Annotated in this window: 17 protein-coding genes; 5 read left to right on the forward strand and 12 right to left on the reverse strand. The window is 72.1% G+C overall.

All coding sequences use genetic code 11. The features are described from left to right. Genes ACIP64_RS01140 through ACIP64_RS01150 form a run of 3 tightly spaced genes read right to left on the reverse strand, consistent with a single transcriptional unit; the run spans window position 1 to window position 3448 of the window. A complete protein-coding gene (locus ACIP64_RS01140; RefSeq protein WP_401580437.1) occupies window positions 1-405 on the reverse strand; it encodes a DUF742 domain-containing protein in 405 nt (134 codons plus the stop codon). Then, window positions 405-941 carry a roadblock/LC7 domain-containing protein gene (locus ACIP64_RS01145; protein WP_401580439.1) on the reverse strand — a complete coding sequence of 179 codons (537 nt, stop codon included), beginning with the start codon at window positions 939-941 and terminating at the stop codon, window positions 405-407. Before ACIP64_RS01145 ends, ACIP64_RS01140 begins: the two co-directional genes overlap by 1 nt. After that, window positions 941-3448, reverse strand: a complete 2508-nt coding sequence (locus ACIP64_RS01150; protein ID WP_401580440.1) for a nitrate- and nitrite sensing domain-containing protein — start codon at window positions 3446-3448, stop codon at window positions 941-943. The genes ACIP64_RS01145 and ACIP64_RS01150 overlap by 1 nt, the downstream gene beginning before the upstream one ends. Before the next feature lie 389 nt (window positions 3449-3837). Between ACIP64_RS01150 and ACIP64_RS01155 the strand changes: the two genes are divergently transcribed. Then, on the forward strand, window positions 3838-4692 hold the full coding sequence (locus tag ACIP64_RS01155; RefSeq protein ID WP_401580442.1) for a hypothetical protein: 855 nt from the start codon (window positions 3838-3840) through the stop codon (window positions 4690-4692). A gap of 279 nt (window positions 4693-4971) precedes the next feature. On the opposite strand, the gene ACIP64_RS01160 is transcribed toward ACIP64_RS01155, so the two are convergent. Both ACIP64_RS01160 and lon read right to left on the reverse strand, forming a co-directional pair. Then, window positions 4972-5394: a MarR family winged helix-turn-helix transcriptional regulator gene (locus tag ACIP64_RS01160; RefSeq protein ID WP_401580443.1), complete on the reverse strand. Its 423-nt coding sequence runs from the start codon at window positions 5392-5394 to the stop codon at window positions 4972-4974. A 270-nt stretch (window positions 5395-5664) separates the two neighbouring features. Beyond that, window positions 5665-8106 (reverse strand): endopeptidase La, encoded by a 2442-nt coding sequence (gene lon, locus ACIP64_RS01165; RefSeq protein WP_401580445.1) that lies wholly within the window; start codon window positions 8104-8106, stop codon window positions 5665-5667. 135 nt (window positions 8107-8241) lie between these two features. Here lon and ACIP64_RS01170 point away from each other — a divergent pair, with 135 nt between their 5' ends. From ACIP64_RS01170 to ACIP64_RS01185, 4 genes are all read left to right on the forward strand, one after another. After that, entirely contained in the window at window positions 8242-8925 is a 684-nt protein-coding gene (locus tag ACIP64_RS01170) for a spermidine synthase (RefSeq protein WP_401580446.1), read from the forward strand. A gap of 61 nt (window positions 8926-8986) precedes the next feature. Further along, the gene (locus ACIP64_RS01175; RefSeq protein ID WP_401580448.1) at window positions 8987-9733 is read left to right on the forward strand and encodes a response regulator transcription factor; all 747 of its coding nucleotides are present in this window, start codon (window positions 8987-8989) and stop codon (window positions 9731-9733) included. Further along, window positions 9730-10824, forward strand: a complete 1095-nt coding sequence (locus ACIP64_RS01180; RefSeq protein ID WP_401580450.1) for an ATP-binding protein — start codon at window positions 9730-9732, stop codon at window positions 10822-10824. The genes ACIP64_RS01175 and ACIP64_RS01180 overlap by 4 nt, the downstream gene beginning before the upstream one ends. Before the next feature lie 208 nt (window positions 10825-11032). Then, window positions 11033-14911, forward strand: coding sequence for a multifunctional oxoglutarate decarboxylase/oxoglutarate dehydrogenase thiamine pyrophosphate-binding subunit/dihydrolipoyllysine-residue succinyltransferase subunit (locus ACIP64_RS01185; protein ID WP_401580452.1), 3879 nt, complete (start codon window positions 11033-11035; stop codon window positions 14909-14911). Window positions 14912-15409: 498 nt separating this feature from the next. Here the strand turns inward: ACIP64_RS01185 and ACIP64_RS01190 are convergent, their stop codons facing one another. The 7 genes from ACIP64_RS01190 to ACIP64_RS01220 all read right to left on the reverse strand — a co-directional run bounded on the left by ACIP64_RS01190 (window position 15410) and on the right by ACIP64_RS01220 (window position 23088). Next, entirely contained in the window at window positions 15410-16345 is a 936-nt protein-coding gene (locus ACIP64_RS01190; RefSeq protein WP_401580453.1) for an AAA family ATPase, read from the reverse strand. Beyond that, on the reverse strand, window positions 16342-16638 hold the full coding sequence (locus ACIP64_RS01195) for a CU044_2847 family protein (RefSeq protein WP_401580455.1): 297 nt from the start codon (window positions 16636-16638) through the stop codon (window positions 16342-16344). Before ACIP64_RS01195 ends, ACIP64_RS01190 begins: the two co-directional genes overlap by 4 nt. A gap of 323 nt (window positions 16639-16961) precedes the next feature. Next, window positions 16962-18179: an FxsB family cyclophane-forming radical SAM/SPASM peptide maturase gene (locus tag ACIP64_RS01200; RefSeq protein ID WP_401580457.1), complete on the reverse strand. Its 1218-nt coding sequence runs from the start codon at window positions 18177-18179 to the stop codon at window positions 16962-16964. A 25-nt stretch (window positions 18180-18204) separates the two neighbouring features. After that, complete coding sequence (locus tag ACIP64_RS01205) at window positions 18205-18393, reverse strand: hypothetical protein (protein WP_401580459.1); 189 nt, start codon at window positions 18391-18393, stop codon at window positions 18205-18207. Between the two features lie 14 nt (window positions 18394-18407). Next, window positions 18408-21389, reverse strand: coding sequence for an FxSxx-COOH system tetratricopeptide repeat protein (gene fxsT, locus ACIP64_RS01210; RefSeq protein ID WP_401580461.1), 2982 nt, complete (start codon window positions 21387-21389; stop codon window positions 18408-18410). Window positions 21390-21453: 64 nt separating this feature from the next. Beyond that, window positions 21454-22725 carry an FxsB family cyclophane-forming radical SAM/SPASM peptide maturase gene (locus ACIP64_RS01215; RefSeq protein ID WP_401580463.1) on the reverse strand — a complete coding sequence of 424 codons (1272 nt, stop codon included), beginning with the start codon at window positions 22723-22725 and terminating at the stop codon, window positions 21454-21456. 138 nt (window positions 22726-22863) lie between these two features. Continuing rightward, window positions 22864-23088 (reverse strand): YxD-tail cyclophane-containing RiPP peptide, encoded by a 225-nt coding sequence (locus ACIP64_RS01220; RefSeq protein WP_401580465.1) that lies wholly within the window; start codon window positions 23086-23088, stop codon window positions 22864-22866. Window positions 23089-23145: the final 57 nt, after the last annotated feature.

The raw sequence follows: 23145 nt of genomic DNA on the forward strand, positions 1-23145 counted from the left end.
TCAGAGCCTGCGAAGTCCACCGAGCACCCTCTCCAGCAGCGCGCGATCGGGGGTACCGGGCCCGTGCCCGGTCCCGTACACGCGGATCCTTCCCTGATCGGCCAAATCGCTGAGCAGCACGCGGACGACGCCCAGCGGCATGCGCAGCAGCGCGGAGATCTCGGCGACCGACCGCATCCGGCGGCACAGTTCGACGATGGCGCGCATCTCCGGCATCACGCGCTCCGCCCAGCTCCCGGAGGTCAGCTCCCGGCGCTCCTGCGCACCGTCGATCGTGGCCACGAAGGTCTCCACGAGCAGCACGTGCCCGAAGGACGTCCGGCCGCCGGTCAGCGCGTAGGGGCGCACCCGGGCCGAGCGGCGCCCGGCACCGCGCACCGGGAGCGTCGCGGCGTGCCGGGGCATCAGCGGGCTCCCTCGATCGCCTGCCGCAGCTCCGTGCGGAGTTGCGGGGTGAGCACATGGCCGGCCCGGCCGACGAAGAGGGCCATGTGGTACGCCACGACGCTCATGTCGCACTCGGTGTCCGCGTGGACGCCCAGCAGGGAACCGTCGCTGATCGACATCACGAACACGCTGCCGTTCTCCATCGCGACCGCCGTCTGCCGGACCCCGCCGCCCTCCATCAGGCGGGCGGCGCCGTCGGTGAGCGACGCGATGCCGGAGACCACCGTCGCCAGGTCCGCGAACGTGCCCGCGGGGCCCTTGGGCCGGGCGGCATCGTCACCGTCGGCGGCGGACCCCTCCGGCGCGTCCGGCGCGTCCGCGCCTTCCTCGGAATCGTCCGATTCCGAGTTCAGCAGCAGCAGCCCGTCCGACGAGACGACGGCCACGGAGCGGACGCCCGGCACGTCGTCCACGAAATTGCGCAGCAGCCACTGGAGGTTGCGTGCCTCGTGACTCAGGTCCCGCTCGCTCTGGGTGTCCGTTCTGGCCGACATCAACCGCGTGCCTCCTCGACGCCTTCGGCTTCGACTTGTTGTGGTCCCCCCGAGCTGACTTTCTCTTCCGCTGTGTCCGTCGTCCCCTGGGGCGCGACCGCGTCGCGCCGTGTCTCACGTGTCTCGGCGTCCGCGTCCGCGCGCCCCTCGCGCAGACCCTGGGCGAAGCCGCCGAGCTTGCGCCGCAGTTCCTCCGGGTCCACCGCCTTCCCCTGGCGGGCGTCACGGACCTGGGGCTCGCCCGACAGTCCGGTGGCTCTCGGGACCCGCTGCGGCAGTCCCTTGGCGGTCAACGAGTTGCCGCCCGGCGCGGTTTCGGCGGCCGGCGCGGGAACGGGCGCGGGCTCGGGCGCGGGCTCGGGCAGCGGCTGGTCGGCACGAGCGTGCTCGATCGGCTCGCTCCCGCCCGCCTCCGCCCCGGCGGCCGGCTCCTGCGCGTCCCCGCCGGCCGGCGTTGCGTCCCGCTCCTCCCGCGGGGCCGGCAGCGGGGCAGACCGGGGCCGGGGCCGGACGGCGCGGGGCTGCCACGGCTCGCCGGCGACCGCGGCCTCGACCGGGGTCTGCGGGCCCTCGGGGTCCTCCGCGGGCGCGGTGACCGACGCGGGGACGACCACGACCGCGGTCGTCCCGCCGCGCTTGGCGTCGCGCAGCTGGACGCGAATGCCGTGCCGGGCGGCGAGCCGGGCTATCACGTACACGCCCATGCCGGTGGTCTCGGAGGTCGGCGCGGCCGGGTCGGCCTGCGCCAGCAGGGCGTTGAGCTCCTCCAGCCGGTGGGCCGGGACGCCGATGCCCTCGTCCTCGACCGACAGCATCAGCTCGCCGCTCTCCAGCATCCAGCCGGACAGCTGCACCTCGGTGTCCGGCGGCGAGGACGTGGTGGCGTTCTCCAGCAGCTCGGCGACGAGGTGGCTCAGGTCGTCCGAGGCGAAGCCGGCGATCCGGCCGGCGGGCAGCTGCTGGATGCGGACCCGCTCGTACTTCTCGATCTCGGAGACCGCGGCGCGCGCGACGTCCACCAGCGGTACCGGCCGGGCGTTCGTGTGGCCGTGCTCGGTGCCCGCGAGCAGCAGCAGGTTCTCGCTGTTGCGGCGCATCCGGGTGGCGAGGTGGTCCAGGCGGAACAGCTGGGCGAGCTCGTCCGGGTCGTGGACCAGCTCCTCCAGCTTCTCGATGAGCGTGAGCTGCCGCTCGACCAGGCCGAGCGTGCGCAGGGTGAGGTTCACGGAGGTGGCGCTGACGCTGCCGCGCACGCTCGCGACCTCCGCGGCCAGTGCCTCCTGCCGGCTCCGCAGCAGGTCGCGTTCGGCGGCGAGGGCGTCGCAGACGCCCTGCACCCGTGTGTGCTCCGCGTCCTGCGCGGCGATCCGCTCCCGCAGGCCCGCGGTCTCCGCCCGCAGCGCGTTGACGGCGCGGGCCACCGCCGCGAACTCGTCCGAGCCGACGGCCCTGACCTGCTCGTCGGCCGGGACGTCGCCGCGCGCGAACCGGTTGAGGGCGGCGACGGGCCGCGTGATCGAGCGGGCGGTGGAGACGCAGGTGCCGAGCACCAGCAGGAAGCAGACGCCGGCCAGGGCGACGTGCAGTTCGAGGCCGGTGACGTCGTCGGAGCGCAGCGCGGCGAGCCGGTCGGCGGAGGCCGCGGCGAGCGAGGACTCGACCCCGCGCATCAGGTCGATCCGCGCGGAGAGCGCGCTCTGCACGGAGGCGGACTTCAGCTTCCGGTCGGAGGCCGAGAGCGAGCCCGCGTCCAGCAGCGACTTCAGCTGCCGGTCGGCGGTGGTGACGTCGGAACCGGTGACGGTCTGGTCGTACTGCTCGGCGGCGGCGGACGACGCGGCGGCGCGGAAGTCGGCGAGCGCGGTCCTCTCCCCCACCGCCGCGGTCTGCGCGGCGCCGACCAGTTCGGCCTGCGACCCGCCCGCGGCGAGGGCGCCGACCAGCAGGCCGCGCTCGAACGAGGCGTGGTCGACGGCGCGCGCGAGGAAGGGCAGCGCGGTGGTGTCGGCGGAGGCGCCGCGGGCGGGCAGCGACCGGGCGACGGCCGCGCCCAGGGCGTTCAGCGCGTCGATGGGCGGCTGGTACGCCAGGACGGCGGCGACGGCCCCGCCGGAACCGGAGAGCGCCTTCCGCCGGATCTCGGGCAGTTCGCCGAGCCGGTGGCGCGCCTCGGTGAGCGCGGCGGCGAACGCCGGGGCGTCGGCGGTGTCGGCGTCCGCGGCGGCCGCGAGGACCTCCTGGACCTGCCGGTCGACGCGCTCCCGCTCGGTCCCGGGGACGCCCGTGGCGCCTTCGGCGGACCGGCCGGTGGCGACGAGCACCGCGGTGTCGTCGCGCTCGTCGGCCAGTGCGTGGCCGAGGGAGACCGCCTGCCCCTGGAGCCGGGCCATGCCGAGCAGCCGCTGGGACTCCGCGAGGTCCCGTACGGCCGTCGCCACCCCCGGCGCGGAGGCGGCCAGAACGGTGACGGCGCAGATCAGCAGAGCACCGAGCAGTCTCTGCCGCACGCGCTTGGTCCGCGGGTTACGTCGTGTTCGCACCGGTGCTCGCTATCCCGTCTGCCTGGTCCAGTTGTCCCGAGATGACGACACATCGGCCGAGCGCCGAGCACGGCAACGTCTGGCCTCTTCCCGGCATCGTCCCGACCATCTCAGGCCGACCCGGAATGCAGATGTGCGTCCCTCACCTCGACACTCGAACGAGTGAATCGCACCGACAAGTTGACGTTCAACTCCCGCGCGGGACCGCCGCTCGCGGGTCCGCCGGCGGTCACGGCACGGAACTGGCGTCCTCCGCGCGGTCCTGGCAGGATGCGCGCCTTCACGGCCCGGACCCCGCGGCGGGCCCCCGCGGGGGTTCGAACAGGCCGCGCGAGCGGGTGCCGCACACTGGACGCATGCGCGTCGAGACGGCCACCGAGCCCGGCACCCCCGATCGCCCGAACGAGGACTTCGTGGCGATCGCCATGCCCGCATCAGGCGGCGGCGGTTCACTGGTCCTGCTGGACGGCGTCACCCCGCCCGACGGTCCCACCGGCTGCCGCCACACCGTGCCCTGGTACGTCTCCGAGCTGGGCGGTTCCATGATCGAACTGTCCGTTTCGCCCTCGGCGCCGCCCCTGGCGGAGTGTCTCGCGCAGGCCATCGCGCGGACCGCCGACACGCACCGCGCGACCTGTGACCTTTATCACCGGCGCACCCCTCAGGCGACCGTTGTGGCGGTCCGGTGGAATGCGGACAGCGTGGAGCATCTGGTGCTATCCGACTCGGAGTTGCTCATCGAGGACGCGTCCGGCGCGGTGGACGCCGTGCTCGACGACCGGCTGGACCGCCTGCCCGAACCCGTGCCCGCGCTGCGCGCCGCCGTCCGCGCGCTGCCGCGCGGCAGCGAGGAGCGCGCGCGGGCCGCGGCGGTGTACGCCGAGGCCGTCGAGGCGCTCCGCAACGCCGAGGGCGGCTTCTTCACGGCCGCCGCGGACCCGGAGGTGGCGGCCCGAGCCGTCACCGGTGTGCGGCCGCGGTCGTCGGTGCGGGCCGTCGCCGCCCTCACCGACGGCGCGACGCGCCTGGCCGACGTCTTCGGCGAGACCGACCGGGCCGGCCTGGTCGACCTGCTGCGCAAGGCCGGACCCGACGAACTCGTCCGCCGGGTCCGCGCGGCGGAGTCCGCCGACCCGGACCGCACGCGCTTCCCGCGTGGCAAGAAGAGCGACGACGCCACCGCGGTGTTCGTGGAGCTCCAGCGGTACTGAAGTACGGCGCCGTCCACGCGGCTGATCCGGTCCGCCCGCGCCCGCGACCTGCCCGAGCGCCGAGCCGCGCCGCGCCGCCTGTCGGAGACCACCGCCGTACGGCTCGAGCCAGGACGAGCGCGACACCCCGGCCCCGGCCGCCCGCCGTGAACGGTCCGCCGGGCACGACGGCCGGACGTGAAGACCCCCGGTGCGGTGCGGTCCCGGACGGCCCCACCGCACAGGGGGCCTTCGCCGTCATCGAAGCGGTCGGACGCCGACGCCGCTGCCGGCGTGCGCTCAGGCGCCTTCCTGCGAGTCGTTCAGCTGGCTCAGCAGCCTGGCCAGTTCCGACAGTTCGGTCCGGTCCCAGCCGCGCAGCCGGCTGACGTAGCGGGCCCGGCGGGCGAGCCGGACCCGGGTGAAGCGGGCCTCGCCCTCCTCCGTCAGATGGACGAGGAAGGCCCGGCCGTCCGCCGGGTCCGGCTCGCGGTGGATCAGCCCGAGCTCCTCCAGGGCACGCAGCTGGCGGCTCATCGTCGCCTTGCCGACGCCGAAGTACCCGGCCAGCACGGTCGCCCGCTGCGGGCCGGTCTCGGACAGCCGGGCCAGCAGCCCGTACGCCGCGGGTTCGAGCTCGGGATGGACCTCGCGGGCCATTTCGCCCTGCGAGGCCCGGGCCCGCCGGAACAGGACGGTCAGTTCGCGTTCGAGCGCCTCCATCACTGGGTCGGCACCTCCGTGGGACCCGGCCGTGTCGGCCACGCGGTCACCCGCTTTCAGGACGGAAACTTCGCTTCAGGCGCCGCGGTGTGCGCGGCGCCCCCAGTATTTCGCAGACGTGGATCAACGGCGTGACCAGGGGCACATCCGTCGCCGGTGTCACTTCCCCACCGGGCGCGGCGGCCTCCGGGCGCGAGAGCGGCCCCTCCCCGGGCGCAGGGGAGGGGCCGCTCTCTTCCGCTCTCTTCTCTCCTCCGGACGCGGCCCGGCTCACGCCGCGATCGAGGCCTCCAGGCCGGAGTCCGCGTCGGTGACGGCGGGCTCCAGGGCCAGCTTCAGCACGTGCCGGACGTCCGAGACCGCGTGGACCTCCAGCTTCTCCAGGACCTCGGCGGGGACGTCGTCCAGATCCGCCTCGTTCCGCTTGGGGATCACGACGGTGGTGATCCCGGCGCGGTGCGCCGCCAGCAGCTTCTGCTTGACGCCGCCGATGGGCAGTACGCGCCCGGTCAGCGACACCTCGCCGGTCATCGCCACGTCGGTGCGGACCCGGCGTCCCGACAGGAGCGAGGCCAGCGCGGTGGTCATGGTGACACCCGCGCTCGGGCCGTCCTTGGGGACCGCGCCCGCGGGGACGTGGATGTGGACGCCGCGCTCCTTCAGGTCGCCGACCGGCAGTTCCAGTTCGGCGCCGTGCGAGCGCAGGAAGGAGAGCGCGATCTGCGCGGACTCCTTCATCACGTCGCCCAGCTGTCCGGTCAGCTGCAGCCCGCTGCCGCCGGTCTCCGGGTCGGCCAGCGACGCCTCGATGTAGAGGACGTCGCCGCCGGCGCCGGTGACCGCCAGGCCCGTGGACACGCCCGGCACCGCCGTGCGCCGCTCCTGCGGGTCCTGCGCCGACTCCGGCACGTGGTGCGGCCGCCCGATGAGGTCCCGCAGCTCCTCCGGGGTGACGGTGAAGGGCAGCTCGCGCTCGCCGAGTCCGTGCTTGGCCGCGACCTTCCGCAGGATGCGGGCGATCGACCGCTCCAGGGTGCGCACGCCCGCCTCGCGGGTGTACTCCCCGGCCAGCTTGCGCAGGGCCGCGTCGTCGACGGTGACCTCGTCCTCGCCGAGCCCGGCCAGCTCGCGCTGGCGCGGCAGCAGGTGGTCGCGGGCGATGACGACCTTCTCGTCCTCGGTGTAGCCGTCCAGCCGCACCAGTTCCATGCGGTCCAGCAGCGGCTCCGGGATGGCCTCCAGGACGTTGGCGGTGGCGAGGAACACCACGTCGCTCAGGTCCAGTTCGACCTCCAGGTAGTGGTCCCGGAAGGTGTGGTTCTGGGCCGGGTCCAGGACCTCCAGCAGGGCCGCGGACGGGTCGCCGCGGTAGTCGGAGCCCACCTTGTCGATCTCGTCCAGCAGGACCACCGGGTTCATCGACCCGGCCTCCTTGATGGCGCGCACGAGCCGGCCGGGCAGCGCGCCGACGTAGGTGCGCCGGTGGCCGCGGATCTCCGCCTCGTCCCGGACGCCGCCGAGCGCGACGCGCACGAACTTGCGTCCCATCGCGCGGGCCACGGACTCGCCGAGCGAGGTCTTGCCGACGCCGGGCGGGCCCACCAGGGCCAGCACCGCGCCACCCCGCCGGCCGCCGACGACCCCGAGACCGCGGTCGCTGCGGCGCTTGCGCACGGCCAGGTACTCGGTGATGCGTTCCTTCACGTCCTCCAGGCCCGCGTGGTCGGCGTCCAGCACCGCCCGCGCGCCGGGGATGTCGTAGGCGTCCTCGGTCGTGGTGTTCCACGGCAGTTCCAGAACGGTGTCGAGCCAGGTGCGGATCCAGCCGCCCTCGGGGGACGCGTCGCTGGACCGCTCCAGCTTCTCGACCTCCTTCATGGCGGCCTCGCGCACCTTCTCGGGCAGGTCGGCGGCCTCGACGCGGGAACGGTAGTCGTCCGCCTCGTCCTCGGGGTCGCCGTTCAGCTCGGCCAGTTCCTTGCGGACGGCCTGGAGCTGCTGCCGCAGCAGGAACTCGCGCTGCTGCTTCTCCATGCCCTCCTGGACGTCCTTGCGGATGGTCTCCGCGACGTCCTGCTCGGCCAGGTGGTCGCGCAGCCACTGCGTGGCGAGCTTCAGCCGGGCGACCGGGTCGGTGGTCTCCAGCAGCTCGATGCGCTGCTTGGTGGTGAGGAAGCCGGAGTAGCCGGCGTTGTCGGCGAGCTGCGAGACGTCGTCGATCTGCTGGACGCGGTCCACGATCTGCCAGGCCCCGCGCTTGCGCAGCCAACTGGTGGCCAGCGCCTTGTACTCCTTGACGAGCTCCGCGACGGTGCCGGGCGCCTCGGCGGGCACCGGCTCGGCGAGCTCGGTCCCCTCCACCCACAGGGCGGCGCCGGGTCCGGTCGTGCCGGCGCCGATGCGCACGCGGCTGACGCCGCGGATCACGGCCCCGGGATCGCCGTCCGACAGCCGTCCCACCTGCTCGACGGTGCCCAGCGTGCCCACTCCCGCGTAGTCGCCGTCCACACGGGGAACGAGCAGCACCCGCGGCTTGTTGCCGACACCGGGCAGTCCGGACCGCTGCGCGGCCTGGGCCGCCTCGACCGCGGCGCGCGCCTCGGCGTCGGTGAGGTCCACGGGCACCACCATGCCCGGCAGGACCACCGCGTCGTCGAGCGGCAGCACGGGCAGGGTGAGCGGCGCGAACGCCGACGAAGACGATTGAGCCATTATCTCTCCCTAAGCAATCAAGTTGAGCTATGCAGACTCAATGCTTCTGATGCCCCTGGTGTTCCCCGGTCCGTGTTCGCTCTGAGCGATCGACTGCCGACCGGCCGCTGACCTGCTCCTCATTACGCTGAGCCCATGCGCGCGAACGAAGAGGAACGGCCCGTCACGCTCGACCGCCGCGAGGGGCCGTACGGCGAGGTGGTCCTGCGCCGGCACGCGGCACGGTTCGAGATCATCGCCAACGGCACCTTCCTCATGGACACCTCCGACGGCCGCTCCGAGCGGCTGCTGGTCGACGCCGCCCTGGCCGCCCTGCCGGCGGACGCCGCGGACCTGTCGGTGCTGATCGGGGGCCTGGGCGTGGGCTTCTCCCTGGCCCGCGCGGCGTGCGAGCCGCGCTGGGGACGGATCGCGGTGGCCGAGCGCGAGCGCGCCGTCGTCGACTGGCACCGCACCGGGCCGCTGGCGCCCTTCTCGGAGCACGCGCTGGACGATCCGCGGGTGACGGTGCTGGAGGGCGACCTGGTCGCGTACCTGCGGGACGCGGACGCGACGTACGACGCCCTGTGCCTGGACATCGACAACGGCCCCGACTGGACGGTGACCGAGGACAACCGCGGGCTGTACGGTCCCGCGGGCCTGGCGGCCTGCCGGGCGCGGCTCACACCCGGCGGCGTACTGGCGGTATGGTCGGCCCAGCCGTCCGCCGCGTTCGAGGACGCACTGCGGACCGCGGGGTTCACGCAGGTCCGCACGATGGAGACCCCCGTGGACCGGGGCGTTCCGGATGTCGTGCACCTGGCAACCACACCCGCATAGCCGCGATACCGTCGTGCCCCGTACGCTGCTGCGCAACGCAAACGACCATGGGGGACCGCACATGGACACCACTCAGCCGACTCCGGGCGACGCCGCAGCGGTCGCGGCCACCCCCGGCGCACAGCGCCGGGTACTGGTGGTCGAGGACGACGCGACGATCGCCGACGCCATCGCCGTACGCCTGCGGGCCGAGGGCTTCCAGGTCCGCACCGCCGGCGACGGCCCGGCCGCGGTGGAGACCGCCGCCGCCTGGCAGCCCGACCTGCTCGTGCTCGACGTCATGCTGCCCGGCTACGACGGCCTGGAGGTCTGCCGCCGCGTGCAGGCCGCACGGCCCGTGCCGGTGCTGATGCTCACCGCGCGCGACGACGAGACCGACATGCTGGTCGGCCTCGGTGTGGGCGCCGACGACTACATGACCAAGCCGTTCTCGCTGCGCGAGCTCGTCGCCCGCGTGCACGTCCTGCTGCGCCGCGTCGAGCGGGCCACCATCGCCGCCCGCGACCCGCGCGGCGCCAACATGCAGCTCGGCGACCTGGAGATCGACAACGCCCAGCGGCGGGTCCGGGTCCGCGGCGCGGACGTGCACCTGACGCCCACCGAGTTCGACCTGCTGGTGTGCCTGGCGCAGCAGCCGCGCGCCGTGCTCTCCCGCGAGCAGCTGCTCGCGGAGGTCTGGGACTGGGCGGACGCCTCGGGCACCCGCACCGTCGACAGCCACGTCAAGGCACTGCGGCGGAAGATCGGCGCGGAGCGCATCCGCACCGTCCACGGCGTCGGCTACGCCCTCGAGACGCCCACACCGTGAGCCCCTACAGCACGCCGCCCCCGCCGAGCCTGCGGGACCGTGCGTGGGCGGCGCTGCGGCCGTGGGACCCGTTCCGGTCCATCAAGGCGGCGCTGCAGTTCCTGGTGATCGCCTCGGTGGCGATCACCACCTTCCTCATCTATGTCGCGATGCACTCCGCGACCGAGATCAGGATCATCACGATCTTCTCGATCATCGCCTCGCTGCTCATCTCCCAGCTGGTCGCCCACGGGCTGACCGCGCCGCTGCGGGAGATGACCTCGGTGGCCATCGGCATGGCCCGCGGCGACTACGGCCGCCGCGTCAACGCCCGCCGCCGCGACGAGGTCGGCGAGCTGGCCGACGCCTTCAACCGCATGGCCGCCGACCTGGAGGCCGTCGACCGGCACCGCAAGGAGCTGGTGGCGAATGTCTCACACGAGCTGCGCACACCGATCGCGGCACTGCGCGCGGTCCTGGAGAACGTCGTCGACGGCGTCTCCGAGGCCGATCCGGAGACCATGCGCACCGCGCTCCAGCAGGCCGAACGGCTGAGCCTGCTCGTCGCCCACCTGCTGGACCTGTCCCGCCTCGACAGCGGCATCGTGCCGCTGGACGCCAAGCGCTTCGAGGTGTGGCCCTACCTGTCGGCGGTGATCAAGGCCGCCAGCCTGGGGCTCCAGGACGGCGGGCCGGGCGCCCGGCCGCGCAAGGACGTCCATCTGCACCTGGACGTCTCGCCGCCGGAGCTCACCGCGTACGCGGACGCCGAACGGCTGCACCAGGTGGTCGCCAACCTGGTCGACAACGCCGTCAAGCACAGCCCGCCCAGCGGCCGGGTCACCGTCCGCGCCCGGCGCGGCGCCGGCCCCGGCAGCCTGGACCTGGAGGTGCTGGACGAGGGCCCCGGCATCCCCGAGGCGGAGCGCACCCGTGTCTTCGAGCGCTTCAACCGCGGCACCGCGGGTCCCGGCGACGGCGGTACGGGACTGGGGCTGGCGATCGCCCGCTGGGCGGTGGACCTGCACGGCGGCGACATCAAGGTCGCCGAGTCCCCGCGCGGCTGCCGCATACGCGTCACCCTTCCGGGTTCCGCGCCGGCACCGGCCTGACGTGCGCCGTTCGGCCGGGTGGGGTGATCCACCCGGAGCGAGACTGTCGATTCGGGACCTCTTTCCCGCCAATCTCCGCGCCGAAACCGCCCTTTCGATGTGACTTAGGCGACGACTGGCCCCCGGGCCTGCAGGAACCGGTCCGATAGGCGTAGCCTTTATTCCCGCTGTCCATCACCTTGTGAAGCGGAAGAGGGCGGTTACCGCCGTGTCGCCACAGTCCCCCAATAGCTCGAGTTCCCCCAGCCTCCGGCCGGGCGGTACCCCCAGGACCGAAACCGACGGGCAGGCCCAGGACCCTGCCGCGGGCTTCGGGCCGAACGAGTGGCTTGTCGATGAGATCTACCAGCAGTACCTCCAGGACCCGAACTCGGTCGACCGAGCCTGGTGGGACTTCTTCGCCGACTACAAGCCGGGAGCGGATACGGGTTCCGCGGTCGCCACGGGCCGTCCTCAGACGCCCCCCGCAGCAGCTCCGGCCGCCCCGCCGGCGCCCGCCCCGGCAGCTCCGGCTCCGGCGGCGCCCGCCCCGGTGGCCCCGGCCCCCGCGCCGGTGACCCCGGCCGCGGCCGCGCCTGCCCCCGTGGCGCCGGCTGCCCCGGCCCCCGCGCCGGTCGCCGAGGCTCCCGCCCCGCCGAAGCCGGCCGTGGTGAAGCCCACCCCTGCGCAGCAGCCGACCCCAGCCCCCAAGGCAGCGGCCGCCGCGAACGCGGCGGGCCCGGAGTTCGTGACGCTGCGCGGTCCGTCCGCGGCCGTGGCGAAGAACATGCACGCCTCGCTGGAGCTGCCCACGGCCACGTCCGTGCGCGCCGTCCCGGTGAAGCTGCTGTTCGACAACCGCATCGTCATCAACAACCACCTCAAGCGCGCCCGCGGCGGCAAGGTCTCCTTCACGCACATCATCGGCTACGCCATGGTGCAGGCGCTGAAGATCATGCCCGCGATGAACTGGTCCTTCGCGGAGAAGGACGGCAAGCCGACGCTGGTCAAGCCCGAGCACGTCAACCTGGGCCTGGCCATCGACCTGGTCAAGCCCAACGGCGACCGGCAGCTCGTCGTCGCGGCGATCAAGCAGGCCGAGACCCTGAACTTCTTCGAGTTCTGGCAGGCCTACGAGGACATCGTCCGCCGCGCCCGCGTGGGCAAGCTGACCATGGACGACTTCACGGGTGTCACGGTCTCCCTGACCAACCCCGGCGGCATCGGCACCGTCCACTCGGTGCCGCGCCTGATGCCCGGGCAGTCGGTGATCCTCGGCGTCGGCTCGATGGACTACCCGGCCGAGTTCCAGGGCACGTCGCAGGACACCCTGAACAAGCTGGGCATCGCCAAGGTCATGACGCTGACCAGCACCTACGACCACCGGGTCATCCAGGGTGCCGCGTCCGGCGAGTTCCTGCGGATCATGAACCAGCTGCTGCTGGGCGAGAACAACTTCTTCGACGACATCTTCGAGGCGCTGCGCATCCCCTACGAGCCGGTCCGCTGGCTCAAGGACATCGACGCCAGCCACGACGACGACGTCACCAAGGCCGCCCGCGTCTTCGAGCTGATCCACTCCTACCGGGTCCGCGGCCACGTCATGGCCGACACCGACCCGCTGGAGTACAAGCAGCGCAAGCACCCCGACCTCGACATCACCGAGCACGGGCTCACCCTGTGGGACCTGGAGCGCGAGTTCGCGGTCGGCGGCTTCGCCGGCAAGTCCCTGATGAAGCTGCGCGACATCCTCGGCGTGCTGCGCGACTCGTACTGCCGCACCGTCGGCATCGAGTTCATGCACATCCAGGACCCGCTGCAGCGCCGGTGGATCCAGGACCGCGTCGAGCGCGCGCACACCAAGCCCGAGCGCGACGAGCAGCTGCGGATCCTGCGCCGGCTCAACGCTGCCGAGGCCTTCGAGACGTTCCTGCAGACCAAGTACGTCGGCCAGAAGCGCTTCTCGCTGGAGGGCGGCGAGTCCGTCATCCCGCTGCTCGACGCCGTCATCGACGCGGCCGCCGAGTCGCGCCTGGACGAGGTCGTCATCGGCATGGCCCACCGCGGCCGGCTGAACGTGCTGGCCAACATCGTCGGCAAGTCGTACGCGCAGATCTTCCGCGAGTTCGAGGGCAACCTCGACCCGAAGTCGATGCACGGCTCCGGCGACGTGAAGTACCACCTGGGCGCCCAGGGCACCTTCACCGGTCTGGACGGCGAGCAGATCACCGTCTCGCTGGCCGCCAACCCCTCGCACCTGGAGGCGGTCGACCCGATCGTCGAGGGCATCGCCCGCGCCAAGCAGGACGTCATCGGCAAGGGCGGCACCGACTTCACGGTCATGCCGGTCGTGCTCCACGGCGACGCGGCCTTCGCCGGCCAGGGCGTCGTGGCGGAGACCCTCAACATGTCGCAGCTGCGCGGCTACCGCACCGGCGGCACCGTGCACGTGGTGATCAACAACCAGGTCGGCTTCACCGCCGCCCCGGAGTCCTCGCGCTCGTCGATGTACAGCACCGACGTCGCGCGCATGATCGAGGCACCGATCTTCCACGTCAACGGCGACGACCCGGAGGCCGTGGTCCGCGTCGCGCGGCTGGCCTTCGAGTTCCGCCAGGCGTTCAACAAGGACGTCGTCATCGACCTCATCTGCTACCGCCGCCGCGGTCACAACGAGGCCGACAACCCGTCCTTCACCCAGCCGCTGATGTACGACCTGATCGACAAGAAGCGCTCGGTGCGCAAGCTCTACACCGAGTCCCTGATCGGCCGCGGCGACATCACCCTGGAAGAGGCCGAGCAGGCCCTGCAGGACTACCAGGGCCAGCTGGAGAAGGTCTTCACCGAGGTCCGCGAGGCCACCGCGCCCGCCACCTCGCAGGCGGAGCAGGACACGCCGGCCGGGCCGGAGTTCCCGGTCCCGGTCGCCACCGCGATCAGCCAGGAGTCCGTCAAGCGGATCGCGGCCTCGCAGGTCAACATCCCGGAGCGGATCACCGTCCACCCGCGTCTGCTGCCGCAGCTGCAGCGCCGCGCGGCCATGGTCGAGGACGGCACCATCGACTGGGCCATGGGCGAGACCCTCGCCATCGGCTCCCTGCTGATGGAGGGCACCCCGGTCCGGCTCGCCGGCCAGGACTCCCGCCGCGGCACCTTCGGCCAGCGGCACGCCGTCCTGGTCGACCGGGAGACCGGCGAGGACTACACCCCGCTGCTCTACCTCTCCGAGGACCAGGCGCGCTACAACATCTACGACTCGCTGCTCAGCGAGTACGCGGCCATGGGCTTCGAGTACGGCTACTCGCTCGCCCGCCCGGACGCGCTCGTCGCCTGGGAGGCCCAGTTCGGCGACTTCGTCAACGGCGCGCAGACCGTCGTCGACGAGTTCATCTCCTCCGCCGAGCAGAAGTGGGGCCAGACCTCCGGCGTCACCCTGCTCCTCCCGCACGGCTACGAGGGCCAGGGCCCGGACCACTCGTCCGCCCGCATCGAGCGCTTCCTCCAGCTGTGCGCGCAGAACAACATGACGGTGGCGGTTCCGACCACCCCGGCGAACTACTTCCACCTCCTGCGGTGGCAGGTCCACAACCCGCACCACAAGCCGCTCATCGTCTTCACCCCGAAGTCGATGCTGCGTCTGAAGGCGGCGACGTCGACGACCGAGGAGTTCACCTCCGGTCAGTTCCAGCCGGTCATCGGCGACTCCGCCGTCAGGCCGGAAGAGGTCCGCAAGGTCGTCTTCTGCTCCGGCAAGGTCTACTACGACCTCGTCGCCGAGCGGGAGAAGCGCGGTGCCTTCGACACCGCCCTCATCCGGATCGAGCGCCTCTACCCGCTCCCGGGCCTGGAGATCCAGGCCGCCCTGGCCCCGTTCACCAAGGCCCAGAAGTACATCTGGGCCCAGGACGAGCCGGCCAACCAGGGTGCCTGGCCCTTCATCGCCCTCAACCTCATCGACCACCTCGACCTGGTCCTGGGCGCCGCCCCCGACAACGCCGACCGGCTGCGTCGCGTCTCGCGCCCGGCCTCCTCGTCGCCGGCGGTCGGCTCCGCCAAGCGCCACCAGGCGGAGCAGGAGCAGCTGGTGCACGAGGTCTTCGAGCTCTGAGGCACCACTGAGCGACACCACGCGAGGGGCCCCGCACTCACCGAGTGCGGGGCCCCTCGCGTACCGGGCTCAGATGGGCTGGGGTTCGAAGTCCCAGTACTGCCGCTCCCGGCGGCCTACGGACACGGTGTGCGGATGCCCGGCGCCGAGGGTGCCGGAAAGCTGCTCGATGCTGTGGCGTTCCCAGCGCCGGGCCTCGTCGCGATGCCCCGCGTCATGGCCCGGCAGTAACGCCCCGTCCTGCGCGAGAGGTTGGCGTGCTGATGCGCAAGGCAGAGAAGCGACGGATCCGTCGGGGGCAGCAGTGCCCGCCACGGGTCGGCGGCCTTCTCGCACAATTCGAGACCGGCACGGGACTCGCCTCACAGTGTGCGGTATTCGATGCAGTTCAGCACGAGCACCCGTGCCCTGGGGCCGGGCCTCTCCGTCATCCCAGTACGCGGAGGAGGCGCCGCGCTGCCGCGTCGTCCGGCGGAACGTCCACAGTGCTCCCCGTCCCTAAGCGAAGAGGCCGTCCAGGCCTTCGGTCCCCTCCGCTGTCCATTCGACCGGGCCGCCGTGTGCCGCATCAGGCCGGCGGTGACGCAAGGCGAGCGGCGCGACGGCGCGCACGTGGTCGGGCCGCACGTGGGGCGCCCCCTCCAGCGCGGCCATGGCGCGTGCCGCGAACGCGGTGACGAGCTCTCCCCGGTGCCCCACCGCCCGGACGAGCGAGGCGACGTCCGCACACAACTCGATCATCGAGGTCGAGAGCTCCACGCGCTCGTACGCCTCCTTGGCCGCATGCAGCGCACGGCTGCGCTCGGCGTCCTGCTCGCGCCCTTCGTCGAGCCACGGCGACGACGCGGCGTCGCGGGCCTCGTCGAAGCGTAGGACGGTGGAAATCACCTCACGGCGCTGCTCGGGTGCGAGTTCGGATGCGGTGGCCATGAGGCCGAACCGGTCGAGCAACTGCGGACGCAGACCGCCTTCCTCCGGGTTCATCGTGCCCACGATGCCGAATCGGATGTACTGGCGCTGGTTCAGCGCTTCCCGCTGAACGGTCAGCCACCCGGTGGACGCCGCGTCGAGGATGATGTCGACCACGTGGTCGTCGAGCAGATTCACCTCGTCCACGTAGAGCAGGCCCTTGTCGCCCGCCTCGTCCAGCAGCCCTCGCTGGACGACGGCCTCTCCCCGCATCAAGGCATCGAGGTCCCATCCGCCGAGCACCCGGTCGTCGGTGGCGTTGATGGGCAGGGTCACCGGCAACTCGCCGTGGACCATGGCGGAGAAGGCACGCACGACCGTGGACTTGGCCGTGCCGCGCTGCCCGCTGATGAGCACTCCGCCGATGCCGGGCGCAATGTGATTGAGTTCCAGGGCGAGCTTCAGTTCGTGCTGGCCCACGATGTAGCTGTACGGGAGAATCGCGCTCCCTGGACCGACGGTCACGATCCGCTTCCCGGCTTCCACCGGAAGGTGACCTGCAGTTGGGCCTCGGCGCCGGACTTCGCGAGGACCGCGCCCAGCGTCGCGTCGAACTTGATGGCGAGTTGCAACTCAACTTCGTCCGGGGTCAGCCCGTGGCCGAGCTCCCCCAGTCGGGTGGCTGCCTGCTGGGCGCACCGCCTGGCGGGCTCCAGGCCGTCGCTGAAGACATTGCGAGCTATGTCCGTGACAAAAGGTGCGGGCCCGGTGAGCGGCAATTCACCGCCGTGCGGAATAAGGACGTCCGTACGCCGCACACCAGCGACGTCAATGCCTATGTTCGGGCACATGCGTGACATATGTTCAGATCTCAGACGACGCCGGGGCTGTCGTCGTAGTACGCCACCTGTTCCTTGTCGACGCACCTGCTCAAAAGTGAGGAGGTCACGCTGGCGAGCACCAGGTGGCCGCCTTCTGCCGCGCTTGGAGTCAGAACAGGCGGATGAGGTCGGGCAGTGGTTCGTCCGACCGCTGGACCTACCGCAACGCGGTGCCACCATGGGTAATCGGCACCGTCCTCAGCTTCACGCACACCGCACGGATGACTGCTTGGGCCGTCCCAGCCGCAGTGAGCCTCATGCTACGCCTGCGGGCCGTATTCATTGGACGTAACCGCATGCAAGCGGCTCGCCACGTGCCGGATGAGCTTCTCCAGATCGGCGCAGTAGACGGAAGGGTTGCGGAAACCCTGCCCTGCCAGATAGCGGTGCGCGTAGTTGCCCGCCCCGCAGACAGCCACGACGGGACACGTGCCGCAGGTGGGGGCGAGGGCGTCCCTGCCGAGCTGGCGGGCGACGACACCGGGGTGGTCCAGGGCGTCGTCGAACGCATGGCGGAAGACATCGAGGCCGGTGGCGGGGGCGCCCTCGTACGCGGTCTTGAGGGAATCGACCTGCTCGATGGCGCCGTCGGTGTCGATGACCACCGCCGCTACCGGTGAGGTGCCGACGGCCTCGGCGCCGCTGGGCAGACCCAGGAGAAGCCCGGCGATCTCGGCGAAGAGCCGGACCGGCGGCGCGCCGGCCGTCTCCTCGAACCAGCGGTCGAAGGCGCGGATCAGCCAGTCGGCGTACGGGGTCGGGCCGCCCCGGGCCGGCGCGCGGCCGGCCGGCTTGCCGGGCGGCGGGGCCGACCAGTTGGCGTGCGGCAGGAGCAGGTCCATCGAGGGGGGTTCCAGTGCCGCCAGCGACTCGTAGACCTCGACGGGGTCGGAGGCGAGGTCGATGGTGCACAGCACCCCCGCGTAGGCCTCCGGGCGCCGGGCCAGGTGCCGCAGCCCGCGGGTCGCGGCGGGCCAGGACGGACGCCCGTTGTGGCCCACGCGACGGTGGTTGAGCGCGGCCGTCCCCCCGTCCAGGCTCACCCCGATGCGGATCCCGGCGTCCGCCAGCGTCGCGACGGCCGTCTCCGTCAGCAGCGTGGCGTTGGTCTGCACGGAGGCGTGCACCTGGCACTCCGGCACCCGGGCCCGCACCTCCCGGCGCACCGTCTCGGTGTACCCGACGAGCGGGGCGGGGCCGGCGAGCAACGGCTCACCGCCGTGCAGATTGACGTGGACCGCGGACAGGTTGTGCGTCCGCGCGTGCTCCGCGATCCGCTCCGCCGTCCGTGCCACCACGTCCTCCGGCACCCGCGCCGGACGGTCCCGCCAGCTCTCGTCCGCACCCCGGTAGACATAGCAATACGTGCACGCCAGATTGCACCGGCTGTGCACCTTCAGCACGAACTGCCGGAACGGCACAGGGGCAATGCCCGCACGCCGCACCTCGGCGACGTCCAGGGTCTGCAGGGGCCACATAAGGGCTGCGCGAACGAACGACTGATCAGGCGATGAAAATGCCGTCTTCGTAGAAGGCCACCATCGTCCCGCCGGCCTCGGCCCGCGGCAGCAGCACCGACGCCAGCGAGCTGAGCGCGGGGCGTCCCGCATGGCCGGCCAGCGAACTCAACGCCAGACCCGACAGGTCCGGCAGCGCCTCGTCCGAGGGGACCGGCTCATGGGTGTCGTGCATCGTCGTCGCGCCTTTCAGATGGGTTGGGGTTCGAAGTCCCAGTACGGCCGCTCGCGGCGGCGCACGGACATGGTGTGCGGGTGCTGGGGGCCAAGGGTGTCGGTCAGCTGCTGCAGGGCTTCCCGCTCCAGCTTGTTCGCCTCCTCGGCACGCCGCAGGGTCCTCAGGTCGTCGGCGACGGCCGCCTTGCAGGAAAGCGTCAGGGGGTGGGTGTCGCCCATGATGCGCACGGCCTGCTGGAGGTTGTGGCGGCTCAACTCGAGGGCGTCCTCCTCGTGGCCCGCCAAGTGCCGGGCGCCCGAGGTGTTGAGGGCGCAGCCCAGAGCCCAGGGGTGGTCGTCGCCCACGGACCGGCGCATGGCGACCAGTGCGCGTTCGGCGATGTCGAGGGCGGCTTCGCGCTCTCCGTACTCCCACAGCACCAGACCGGTGTTGCCGTAGGTGCCGATGGCGTACGGATGATCCTCGCCCACCAGTTCGCGGTAGCGCTCCGCGACCCGCTCGGACAGCTCGCGGCTCTGGTCGAGATTGCCGTGCTCACGAGTGAAGGTGGCGAAGTCCGCCTGCACCATCAGCGTCTCCGGGTGACGGGGCCCCTGCACCTGGGCACAGCGTGCCACCACGCTGCTCATCAGGGCCTCGGCGCCCGCCAGATCACCCTGACGACGCATGCACAGGGCCAGGTTGTGCTCGGCCCTCAGTGTTTCGGGGTTGTTCGCGCCGAGGCGCTGCCGGTGCAGGCGAACATTGAGCTCCTGCTTGGACATGGCCTCGGTGTACCGACCCAGCAGCCGCTGCATCCAGGCGGAGGACAGGCCGGAGCGGAGCGTGTCGGGGTTGTCGGCCCGGTAGAGCCTGGTGCGCACGACCACGTTGTCGTCGTGCGCCTCCAGCGCCTCCTCGTAGCGGCCGAGGAGTCCGAGGGCGAGTCCCAGGTTCTCCCGCGCCTGGAGCGTGCGCGGGCTCTCGGGTCCGACGGTGTGCTGGTACTGCCGGTGCATGTCGTCGTAGAGCTCGCGTGCCTCACGGAACCGGCCCAGGGCCAGCAGGGCACCGCCCAGTGCGTTGCGGGCGGTCAGCAGGTCGGGGTCGTCCGGGGTTCGGTCCGCGAAGGCGTGCACCACCGAACGGCCCACCGCCTCGGCCTCGCGGTAACGGCCGGACCTGCGCAGCAGGTTGGTGTGCAGCGTCATCGCGATCAGCATGATGCGGCGGGTCGGCGGGATGCGGCCGCGCCACCGTGCCAGCGCCTGCTCGCACAGGGCGAGCCCGGTGCGGTACTCGCCTCGCGTCCTGAGGTAGTTGATGCAGTTGAGGACGAGGTCCTGCACGTCCTCGTCGCCACTCTCCAGCGCCCCGGAGTGCTTGAGGTGCGGGAACAGCTCGGCGTAGCGGTGCCACTCCCCGGGTTCCGTGGGGCGGCGCGGGTCCGCGCGGACCAGGATCCGGCAGGCGGCCAGGGCCAGGGTGTCGCGCTCGTCCTCGCCAAGGTCGTTGCGGAGGAAGCCGTGGTAGAGCTTGTGCATCTGCACGGTGTCCACCACGGTCTCCTGGCCGGGGCTCGTCTCGTAGTCCAGCCGCACAGCGGTGGCCTCCGACAGGCGACGCAGCGCGGTGTGCCAGCCGATCGGGTCGGCGACGAGCGTGGCGAGATGCTCGGGCAGGTCGCGGGCGCGGGCCGACTGGATCAGCCGGACCGGGATGGCGTCCGGCGAGAAGAACACCAGGAGCTTGAGGAGTTCGGCGGCCCCGGGAGTGCGCTCGCGAAGCGTGTTGAGAGCTATCGACCAGCTGGTCTGGAAGCTCATCGGGTAGTTGTCACCGATGCCGATCCCCAGCTGGTTGGGTTCGCCGCGCTTGATCAGCGCGATGTACTCCTTGGCGGGCATCGGGTTGGTGTCGAGCCAGGCCGTGGTCTGCGCGAGGAGCAGGGGCAGGTCTTCCACGGCCTCGGCCAGGTCGTCGGCCTCCTCGGCGCTGAGGCGGGGGGCCCGGCGCAACGCGTAGGCGACGCTCTCACCGCGGAAGAAGGGACGGACCTCGATCTCCTGAGTGCGTCCGGCAGCGGACCAGTCGCGGGTGAGGGTGGTCAGCAGCACATGGCCGCGGCCCTCGGGGATCAGGTCCTCGACCTGGTCCATGTAGTCGGCGCCGTCGAAGATCAGCAGCCAGCGCCCGTACGGGCGGCCGGTGCGCAAGGCCTCGTGGACCGCGCGAATGCGGTCGCCGATCTCCTGGCCGACCTGGAGGTTCAGCTGCGGGGCGAGCTCGGCGAGCTGCTCGCGCGCGGTGCCGCGGTAGTTGGCACTGACCCAGTACACGATGTCGTAGGCGTTGCCGAAGCGGTGCGCGTACTCCTGGGCGATCTGGCTCTTGCCCACTCCGGAGATGCCGTAGAGGGCGCACTGGGACCCCTCGTCACCGCCCGACGTCAGCAGGTCGTGGAGCTTCTCCAGAAGGGGGTCGCGCCCGGTGAAGCGGTCGTTGCGCCGGGGGGTCCTGCGGATCTCCGGCGGGTCGAGGGGGAAGCGCGGCGCCTTTTCGGCGCCGTTCGCCGGGATCCTCGCGGGGTCGATGTCCAGCCGGCGAAGGATGCGGCGGCGTGCCTCGGACGCGGCGAGTTCGTGAAGGTCGACGGGGCGCAGGGCGGCGACCGTGGCCGGCAGCGGCTCGGTCGCGACGCTCACCGCCGCGAACCGGTCGCTGTTCGGCGGGACGACCTCGCGCAGCGCCGCGGTCCACTCCTCCCGGGTCCGCGGACCGAGCCGGAAGTACCAGTTGTCGAGGAGGAGCAGGACCCGTCCGGGGGCCCGCAGCAGATCCTGCAGGGCGTCGCTCAGCAGACCCTCGGCACCCGGGTCCCAGCGCAGCATCGCGGTCCGGTGTCCCAGTTGCTCCAGCTGGTGGGAGATCCAGGCGGCCCAGGGCCGGTTGAAGCCCGCATAACTGATGGTGAAGTGCTCGCCAGGGCCGGGTGTCCGGGCTTGCTCGGCCATGCCGTCTCCCTCTGCGAGCAGGCGTCGTCGTAGGGCTCAAAACCCTAGTGGATGTGGTGCACCGTCAGACAGATTTGCAGGCAGTCGTGTTGAGACCGGAATGGCCCGTACGGTCCGCCGGGAGGGCCGCCGCAAGCCGGTCGGCGATGTGGCGGATCAGAAATTCAAGATCGGAACAGTACACGGACGGGTGAAGGAAACCGCTGCCCTCCGAGAAGCGATGCGCGTAGTTGCCGCCGCCGCAGACCTTGACCAGGGAACATCGCCGACAGGCCGCCGAGAGGCCGTCGGCCCCCAGTTGCCGGGCCGCCATCCCCGGGTGGTCCAGGGCGGCGTCGAACGGGTCGGTGAAGACACTCAGCCCGGTGTGCATGGCGCCGTGGTACGCGGCCATGAGCGAGTCGACCTGTCCTATCGAGCCGTCCGTGTCGACGACGACGGCCACCACGGGGGAGAGCCCCACGGACTCGCTCGTTCCGGGGCGGCCCAGCAGCAGCCCGACGATCTCCCGGAAGAGCCGCACCGGCGGCCCCGGAACCGCGGCCTGCCACCACAGGTCGAAGACCCGGCACAGCCATCGGCCGTACGGCACGGACCCTCCGTCGCCGCCGGGGGGCGGCCTGCTCCAGTTGGCGTGCGGGAGGAGCAGGTCGAGGAACGGAGGCCCCAGGGAGACCAGCGAGGTGTACGTCTCCTCCGGTTCGCCGGCGAGGTCGATGGTGGCGAGGAGCCCGGAGTAAGCCTCCGGGTGCTCCCTCAGGAGGCGGGCGGCCCGCGCGACCGCCGCCCAGGAAGAGCGGCCCGCATGGTCGACGCGCCGCCGGTTCAGCGCCGGGGTGCCGCCGTCCAGGCTCAGTCCCACATGGATGCCGGCGCCGGTGAGGCGTGCGAGCACCTGCTCGGTGAGCAATGTGCCGTTGGTCTGCACGGCGAGGTCGACGGCGCAGGAGGACGGCAGGGCGGAACGCAGCAGATCCGCGATCGCCAGCAGCGGCTCAGGCCCCCTCAGCAGCGGCTCCCCGCCGTGCAGGTCCACCTGGACCCGGCGCAGTCCGTGCGTGGCGACGTGCTCGGCGATGCGTGCGACGGTCCGGCGCATGGTGCCGGACGCCGCACTCGTGGGGCGGGCCCGCCAACTGGTGTCGGCGCCCTGGTAGATGTAGCAGTACGTGCAGGCGAGGTTGCAGCGGCTGTGCACCTTCAGCACGAACTGCCGGAAGGGGACGGCCGGTGTACCCGCCCTGCGCAGGGCCGGGACGTCGAGCAGCCGCAGCGGCCAGGGCGCGTGCCGCGCCGCCTCGTCCTCGGTCGGGGGCGTACCGGCTGCGCCGACCACGTTGCCCCCTGTCGGTCTCCCTGAGGTCCCGGTTCCTACCCGGCCCGGCGACGATTCATGCACAGGGCAAGCGTCGGCGCGGCGGACGCGGCACGGCAAGGTGCAATCCAGCCGCGCAGGACAGCAGTTGACGACCTATCAGGTATGCCGGTGCCTTACCTGCCCGCCGGGGCTGTCGTCGTAGTACGCCACCGCGTCCCCCTCCTCCGGCCAGTGGTCGAGCAGATCGGCCACGACCGCGGAAAGCACCGGGTGCCCGGTGGCGTCCCGCAGCGACGGGACGTCGACTCCGGAGAAGTCCGGGAGCGGCTCCGTGCGCTCCTGCCGCTCCTCCGGCGGTCCGCTCGTCGGAGGACTGTGCACTCTGTTCTCCTCTGGGGATGGCCTGCTGGACGGGGATGCCCGAACTGACGTCCCGGG

This window comes from Streptomyces sp. NPDC088733 (assembly GCF_044751185.1).
Classification (GTDB): domain Bacteria; phylum Actinomycetota; class Actinomycetes; order Streptomycetales; family Streptomycetaceae; genus Actinacidiphila.